We start from the raw sequence: 5,234 nt of genomic DNA on the forward strand, positions 1-5,234 counted from the left end.
GCTTTGGAAGTGCAGCGACCGGGCAGAACTACGCTCAGCTCAGCGGGCAGGCAGGAGAAGACGTCACCGCAGTACGCGTCATCAGCGCCTCCGGAACCGTGACCGAAACCACGCTAGCCGACGGTATCTGGGGTGCTGTGTGGCTTGCTGGCAGCAACCCCGGAGAGTACAGCGCAGCCACCCTCGAATTCGACACTCCCGCGGGCACCCGCACCGTGTCCACCATTGACGTCGATGTCATCGCAGCCGACCAAAGATAGCGTTCCAGCGAGAGTCAGCTGCTGTGCTGCTGGTACCAATTTCACCTCTCATTCAGATGCGTGAAAACAACTTCCTGGCCTTGACACCGAGTATTCGTGTCCCTCCCTTAAGGGCCTTGGAGGGCCGCACCCCGCCCGCTGGGGCTGGGTGCGGCGTCCCCGCATCCGGTGGAGGAGCCTCTATCGGGGAAGCGAAGCTTTCTAGATCAGGGCTCACGCGACGTACTGGCCGGCGTCACCCGCTCAGTCGCTGCCGAGCTTCTGGAACGACGGCAGATCGGCCCTCGAAGCGCTGCGGGCCGGACTCACAGCCACAAACAAGCGATCCTTCCGATAAGTATCGGACAAGATAGCTGCGAGGTGCGCACCCGATGTGTGCACCCGATGTGCGCACTTCGCAGTTGTTCAGCACCGGTAACCTGCGGCCATGCGTTGAATTTGATCTCTCTAGACAGCAGCATGCCCTAAGGTCGGCTCACCCCCGCGCCGCTTACCGGCTCATCGCCCGGGGGTGGTTCGCCGCTAAATGCCAGCCCCAGGCACGCATGATCTGCGACAAACCGCCATCCCTCGCCCACGGCAATAATGGAGAATAATCGCGGGTACGGTGCGGCACCGGGCTCTTGGTGGAGCTCACCAATCGTGCAGATGATCCTGACAGTCTAGTGGATGTGGCGCACTCGCTGGGCAACGCGATGGACGGAGGTGAACGCTCTGTTGTCTGGGCTCCACCCCAGCAGGAGTAATGGCGGCCAGAAGCCCCGCCGTCACTGTGGCGGACGCCTGCCATTGAGGTGCCGGGCGTGAGGCGGGGGTACGCTCGAGGTGGTACGCGGGCCGGTCCACCTATGCCTGGGGCTGCAAGACCAGTTTCCCCTTCCACGCTCCTGTACGGAGGATGTCGAGGCCGCGGCTCAAGGAGACGCGCTCTCCGATGTTCGTGTGCAGGCGGCCGGTCGCGGCGAGGTTGATGAGGAATTCAAAGTCGGACTGGAGGTCCGGCCCGCCCTCCTCCGGCATGAAGAAGGTACGGATGGTTCGTCCGGATCCTCCCCAGTCGCCTTGAAGATCAGTTGCGCTCAGGACAACGTCCTCGCCGCTCGCTCGTCCTACCGAGACGAGGGTTCCATTGGATGCCAGCAGGGCGAAGGCATCCCTGAGGGCGGGTCCGCCCACGTTATCGATGACGCCGTCGAATATGCCAAGGTCTGAGCCGATCACGGCGGAGGTGGAGGTGGCACCGAGTTCACGAAGGAGCGGAAATGCCTGTTCGTCCCGGGCTACCGCAGCGATCTCCGCAGCGCCGGAGGCGGCCGCCAGCTGCACTGCGATCCTGCCCACTGCCCCAGTTGCTCCGGTAATCAGGACTCGACGGCCGAGCGTCGAGCCCAGCGCCCGGAGAGCTCGCAGCGCTGACGCCCCAGCGAGCGGCACAGTCGCGGCAGTGTCAAAATCCAGGTGGTCGGGTATGACGGCGAGTTGGGCGCCCGGAACAGCCGCATACTCCGCCCAGGCACCGCCCATCGCCAGTCCCGCCACCCGCGTACCGGCAGCGGGGCTTGAGCCGTCCGAAGCGGGTACATCAATGGTGCCAGCCACTTCGTACCCGATGACGGCTCCATGGGGTGCTTGTGCGGCAAAGTGCAGGTCCGTGGGATTTACGGTTGCGGCCGACACCCGCACGAGCGCCTCGGATACTGAAGGTTCCGGCGTGGTGGTGGCAAGGCGGATGCCGCCCGGGGCGTCGCGGTCAACAATAAGTGAGTTCATGCCCTGAATTTTGGCACACTGTGCCGATTGGCACAATGTGCCATAATGAGGCCATGACAACAGTTCAGGTCGCACCGGGCCGCCGGCTGACGAAAAGGCAGCAGACACGGACCGCCATCGTGGACGCGGTCCTACACTTCGGCAGCACCCGGGGTCTTGACGCGACGACCGTGCGTGAGATCGCCGACGAGGCCGGCATCGGGGCGCGGACCTTTTTTCGGTTCTTTTCCTCGAAGGAAGAGGCTGTCATTGCCCTGGATGAGGACTTCTTCACGGCGATCCTCGAGGCACTGGATGAGCAGGCGGAAGGATTGTCGCTCAGTGAATTCTTTTTGGGCGCCTTCGAGGCCGCCGCTGCCCAGTTCGACCAGGCATGGTGGACACGCTTCGCCGGTGCGTCACGACTGGCGGCGGCCAGTCCGACGGTCAGCGGAATAGCGCTGAATTTGTGCGGAGTCACGGCTGCGCGGTGCGCCGATGCCCTCCGGCCATCCTTCAGCACAATCGCACAGCACGAATTCGACCTGGCGCTCGATGGCGTTTTGAACGCTTGGCGACGGGCCCGGGAGGCTTGGCTGGAATCCGAAAACCTCGACCCCGCCGCATTTCACGCACTGGTTCGGCGCAACCTTCGTTTCCTGGAGACCACGCCACTCCTTAAGGCTCGGGCGACCGCCTCCAGCTGACGGACGTCCGGCGAGGCGCCCCATCGCGCTCCCTACCGATCGGGTGTCACGCAGCGACGCGGCCCGCCCCGGTCCCACCCGGCACGATGAAGAGTCACCTCACCTCCGAACATCCCGGGCATTCAGGAACCCGCATCCTCGCCTACCGGCCCTCACTGTTGCCGCAGCTCAAAGAACCTGACCCAGCACCGACTCTTGGACAGCTCGGCAAAGTGCCGCCACACTCCGGAAAATAAGGTAAGAGTCTGCCGCGACCAACCGCCTCGTCCCCAGGACCCTCGAAGCACGCAAGCGATCGGGCGCGAATTGAAAGTTATAGGAGCGTCAGGGGCACGGCAAAAGGTCCCCCACGCTTCGCTGCTTGTCCTGCACCCAAGATGGCCAGTAGGAACCAGGGGCCCGCCTGCACACACCCACCTAAGTCACCGACACTTGGCAACCCACCCCTGAGCCGGCGGCGGGCGTGCACAGCCTTCTGAAAGCTGCGGCGGGACAGCCCCAGGCACCTGGCCCGCCAGATCAGCAGTGCTCATCGATGCACGGGACAGAACCCGGGGCCGTGGAGCCAGACCGGTAGTTGGTCATCCATCTGTGGGCGAGTGGAGCCCGAAGGATAAAGCTCAAAGCCGTCCACCTATGGGTGAGCCACCCGGACCTGTCCGCGGCAGTCGTACCCTGCCGAGACATGGTGCACCATCTCTGGACCTTCGCGCACATCCGATGCAGAAGCCAGAAAAGGACCCTAGAACGACACTTTTCGGCGCGTTTTGAACAGTTGCGTCTGGGTGTATCTGGCGCACCACACTCGACCTCGGTCCGATGTGCGGATAAGGCGCCGCTTCGCTCTGTGCACGACCGCGGTCTTCTGACCGTGAGAAAAATGGCTAGGTGGGTGGCGGCACCAAGTCCTAACCGGATTCGCTGCAGGTATTGCAGCGGCGCCGCTCCGCAGCCGTCGGTTCACGAGGATGAACACCTGCGCTGAGCTTTACGTGTTGGTGATGATGCGGTGTGCAACCGGCTGAGCGGATCCGGCTGTCACCTTGGGCGTGATCAAGCGCATAGGAGAAGGACTCTGTGCAGCGCGCCTCGGGGCGAGGGCCCTGGTTTTGCTGATAGTTGCTGAGGGTGCCCCGGGATGAATGATGCCCTGGCCCTATTTACACCGTACGGGTGGAGACCTCCCCAAACCTGGAGGCCATGGCTTCTTGCCACCGCGAAGACCCGGGATTGCACGGCACCCTCGTCCAGCCCACTGTTTTACGGTCCGCTCCACAATCCGCAGTATCTGACCCGCCGGGTCATCGAATGCGCGGTGAGCGAGCAGCGTCTCCGCGTGGACATTGAGCTGAATGCCCGCATTGCGCAGTGCCTGAACGACTTCGGTCCGTGGGTGCCCACCCACCCGGACTACGAGCCCTTCGGTCTTCGGTGCACTTATCATGTAGTGATTCCTCCGTCACCGACATTTCGAGAACGGTCACGAGTCGTCCCGTTTGGGGGCCTTGGGTCACCGGTTCTCCCGGCCACGCAGATCCAACACGTAAAGGCCATCGGTTTCGGTCGCCGTCTGGGTGACCCCTGCATCATCAACATAGTTGTAGGTCGTGGTGACCGACTCCCCCAGCGGCCTGTAGCCCAACCGCTCATAAAGTTTCCGGGCCCGGTCATTGTCGACACCCACGCCAAGGTAGATCGCACCGAACCCGGCCGCGGCCGCCTGTTCCTCAGCCCAGGCACACCGCGCGGTACCGGCACCCCGAGGACGACGACTCTCCTGCTGCGTTAGACCCGCCCGACAAAGCGCGCGGCGAGGGACCAGCTCACAGGTTCTATCTTTTGACGCTTGTGGAAGAGTGGGCGTCATGCCTTTGGACGACGAACTCGACCAGATCTTCGCGGATCGGGACCGGGACAACATGCAGGCAACCATTGATGCTTTGCTCCCACTCTACGAATCTCACCCGGAGAACGCGCGGGTGCTCTACGAGGTCGGTGGCGCCTACGACACGGCCGGCCACGAGACCATCGCACAGGGATTCTACGAGAAGGCTCTGGCTGCCGGGCTGGAGGGGGACCTTCTGCGTCGGTGCTACCTCCAGTACGGATCGACACTGAGAAACCTGGGCGAGTACGAAAAGTCGAGCGACATCTTCAGGAAAGCCCGCACAGCCTTCCCCGGGTCCCCGGAGCTGGGAGTCTTCGAAGCCATCACCGCTCACGCTGCCGGCCAGCCGAACGAATCCATCGCCTTGCTGCTGGAGGTGGTGGCGGAATTCGTGGGCACACCGGACATGGAGCGGTACAAACCCGCAATCAGCGGGAACGCGGCCTACATCCGCTCCCTGGAGGAGACGAGACCGCGGTAGCAGCCGAGTCCCGTTGAGGGATGGTGAGTTCAGTCGGTCGTTGCAACACCCCCTATTGATGTGAGGTGTTGTGAGTGGTGTCGAAAAAGGAACGACTCGATCAGGAGGCGCGGTTCTGGGTGTTGATGGCCCAGGGATCGACGCTGACA

5 protein-coding genes are annotated in these 5,234 nt (G+C 63.2%); 3 read left to right on the forward strand and 2 right to left on the reverse strand.

Annotated features, from left to right (window positions below; all coding sequences use genetic code 11):
- Positions 1-260 (forward strand): hypothetical protein (locus GVV77_RS17905; RefSeq protein ID WP_159620671.1); only part of this gene is annotated, 260 nt, incomplete at its 5' end.
- Positions 261-1,106: 846 nt separating this feature from the next.
- On the opposite strand, the gene GVV77_RS17910 is transcribed toward GVV77_RS17905, so the two are convergent.
- A complete protein-coding gene (locus GVV77_RS17910) occupies positions 1,107-2,030 on the reverse strand; it encodes a zinc-binding dehydrogenase (RefSeq protein WP_159620673.1) in 924 nt (307 codons plus the stop codon).
- A 53-nt stretch (positions 2,031-2,083) separates the two neighbouring features.
- Between GVV77_RS17910 and GVV77_RS17915 the strand changes: the two genes are divergently transcribed.
- A complete protein-coding gene (locus tag GVV77_RS17915; RefSeq protein WP_159620675.1) occupies positions 2,084-2,716 on the forward strand; it encodes a TetR/AcrR family transcriptional regulator in 633 nt (210 codons plus the stop codon).
- Between the two features lie 1,510 nt (positions 2,717-4,226).
- Here GVV77_RS17915 and GVV77_RS18520 read toward each other — a convergent pair.
- Positions 4,227-4,649, reverse strand: coding sequence for a GNAT family N-acetyltransferase (locus GVV77_RS18520; RefSeq protein WP_201293276.1), 423 nt, complete (start codon positions 4,647-4,649; stop codon positions 4,227-4,229).
- Here GVV77_RS18520 and GVV77_RS17925 point away from each other — a divergent pair.
- Positions 4,582-5,085 carry a tetratricopeptide repeat protein gene (locus tag GVV77_RS17925; RefSeq protein WP_159620678.1) on the forward strand — a complete coding sequence of 168 codons (504 nt, stop codon included), beginning with the start codon at positions 4,582-4,584 and terminating at the stop codon, positions 5,083-5,085. The two genes, GVV77_RS18520 and GVV77_RS17925, sit on opposite strands and share 68 nt — an antisense overlap.
- Positions 5,086-5,234 lie beyond the last annotated feature (149 nt).

It is taken from the genome of Arthrobacter zhaoguopingii, assembly GCF_009828605.1.
Taxonomy (GTDB): Bacteria; Actinomycetota; Actinomycetes; order Actinomycetales; family Micrococcaceae; genus Arthrobacter_D; species Arthrobacter_D zhaoguopingii.